Genomic DNA, 2675 nt, shown 5'->3' on the forward strand with positions numbered 1-2675 from the left:
ATTTAGGAGTCACTTCCAGTAATTCATCATCACCGATAAATTCCAGCGCCTGTTCCAAACTCATACGAATGGGTGGAACCAGTGTCACCGCTTCGTCAGAACCTGATGCACGCATGTTGGTTAATTGTTTACCCTTGAGAGGGTTGACCACCAAATCGTTATCACGTGAGTGAATACCAATCACCATGCCTTCATAGACTTCATCGCCATGGCCAATAAACATGCGCCCACGATCCTGCAAGTTAAAGATGGCAAATGCCACCGCTTTACCGACACCATTGGCAATCAAAACACCATTAATGCGTTTCCCAAAAGTGCCCGCTTTCACCGGTGCGTAGTGATCAAATACGCTGTAAATCAAACCAGTACCTTGGGTAGCAGTTAAAAACTCTGTACGGAAACCAATCAAACCGCGTGACGGAATAATAAAGTCGAGACGCACTCGGCCTTTACCATCTGGTGACATATCTTTTAGTTCGCCACCACGGGTACCCATTTTTTCCATCACAGTGCCTTGATGCGTGTCTTCCACATCAATAGTCACCGCTTCATAAGGTTCCTCTTTAACACCATCAACTTCACGAATAATAACCTCAGGACGGGAAACCCCCATCTCAAAACCTTCGCGACGCATATTTTCAATCAATACCGAAAGATGTAATTCACCCCGGCCAGAAACACGGAATTTATCCGGGTCATCGACCAGCTGTTCTACTTTCAATGCGACGTTATGAATTAACTCACGATCCAGACGTTCTTTAATTTGACGAGTGGTGACAAATTTACCTTCTTTACCGGCAAACGGAGAATTGTTGACCTGGAAGGTCATCGTCACTGTCGGTTCATCAACGCTCAACGGGGGGAGCGCTTCCACAGCATTCGGATCACATAAAGTGTCAGAAATATTTAGCGGGTCCAGACCAGTAAACGCAATAATGTCGCCAGCATGTGCTTCTTCAACTTCTTCGCGACGTAACCCCATAAAGCCCATGACCTGCATCACTCGACCATTGCGTTTTTTGCCTTCCGGGTCAACGACTGTAACAGGGGTATTGGTTTTCACTTTGCCACGCTCAATGCGGCCGATACCGATAACACCGACATAGCTGTTGTAATCAAGCGAGGTAACCTGCATACGGAAAGGGCCATCCGCATCAACCGCTGGCGGACTAACCTTATCAACAACCAGTTGAAATAACGGTGTCATATCACCGTCACGAACGGTATCTTCCAGACCGGCAAAACCATTCAGGCCTGATGCATAAATGACATCAAAGTCTAACTGCTCGTCAGTGGCATCCAGATTGGCAAACAGATCAAACGTTTGATCCAAGACCCAGCCCGGACGAGCACTTGGTTTATCAATCTTGTTGATAACCACGATAGGCTTCAGACCCAAAGCTAATGCTTTTTGTGTGACAAAACGCGTTTGCGGCATAGGTCCTTCTGATGAATCAACCAGCAATAAGACTGAATCGACCATCGACAGAACGCGTTCAACTTCACCGCCAAAATCAGCATGGCCAGGTGTATCAACGATATTGATACGGTAGTCATTCCAGCGGATGGCTGTGTTTTTGGAGAGAATGGTAATACCACGCTCGCGTTCCAGATCGTTGGAGTCCATTACGCGTTCCTGTAACTCTTCATGTTCACTGAAGGTACCGGACTGACGCAGCAGCTGATCAACCAGGGTCGTTTTACCATGATCGACGTGGGCGATGATGGCGATGTTACGTAGTTTGTTTATATCTCTAGAATTATTACTCATAAAATCAGTTCATTAAGGCATGTCTGGCATGCGCTGTTAAAAAATGTCCCGTTGGGGACCTCAATCACTTCAGATTGTCCATCACAAACGGGGCAATACATTTTTGCAGATGAGCATGGATTGATAAGTTGCCGACAATAACGTGCCCTTTATCTAAAACCTTGTCACCGCCGGTAAAGTTCGTCACCGAACCACCCGCTTCTTCAACCAGCAATTTTCCTGCAGCCACATCCCAGTTTTCCAGGCCGATTTCCCAATAACCATCGACACGTCCAGCAGCGACATACGCTAAATCAAGTGCTGCCGAACCGGCGCGACGAATATCCGCCACTTTTGGTAAAACCGCGGAAAACATCTGCATATAAGCATCTAAATGTTGCGGATATTTGAAAGGAAAACCGGTGGCAATTAACGCGCCATTGAGATCTTTACGTTTACTGACACGTAAGCGACGGTCATTTAATTGAGCACCTTCACCGCGACTGGCCGTAAATAATTCATCACGCATCGGGTCAAACACTACCGCATGTTCAATACGACCTTTGACCATCACAGCAATTGATACACAATAATGCGGAAAACTATGCAGATAATTTGTCGTTCCATCCAATGGATCAATTATCCAGACCACATCATTTTGTCCGGTTTCACCGGACTCTTCTGCCATGATGGCATGATCCGGATAAGATTTTTTTATCGTGTTAATGATTTCCTGTTCCGCCAGGCGGTCAACATCAGTCACAAAATCATTCAATCCCTTAGCGGTAACCTCTAAATGATCGACATGTTGTAAGGAGCGCATAATCAGGCTACCTGCCTGACGAGCCGCACGTACGGCTATATTCAGCATCGGATGCATAGAACAAATTTTTCCAGAGCAAAAAAAAGAATGCGACAGAAATAG

At 46.1% G+C, this 2675-nt stretch carries 2 protein-coding genes; both read right to left on the reverse strand.

Going from position 1 to position 2675, the window contains the following annotated elements:
* Positions 1–1771 (reverse strand): translational GTPase TypA (gene typA / locus B3O33_RS06680; protein ID WP_292363247.1); only part of this gene is annotated, 1771 nt, incomplete at its 3' end.
* A 64-nt stretch (positions 1772–1835) separates the two neighbouring features.
* On the reverse strand, positions 1836–2630 hold the full coding sequence (suhB, locus tag B3O33_RS06685) for an inositol-1-monophosphatase (protein WP_292361710.1): 795 nt from the start codon (positions 2628–2630) through the stop codon (positions 1836–1838).
* Positions 2631–2675 lie beyond the last annotated feature (45 nt).

It is taken from the genome of Methylophaga sp. UBA1464 (genome assembly GCF_002325665.1).
GTDB lineage: Bacteria > Pseudomonadota > Gammaproteobacteria > Nitrosococcales > Methylophagaceae > Methylophaga.

Bases quoted from the DNA above. Each gene is read 5' to 3' on its own strand.
- suhB (WP_292361710.1), bottom strand. From the start codon at position 2,630: ATGCATCCGATGCTGAATATAGCCGTACGTGCGGCTCGTCAGGCAGGT.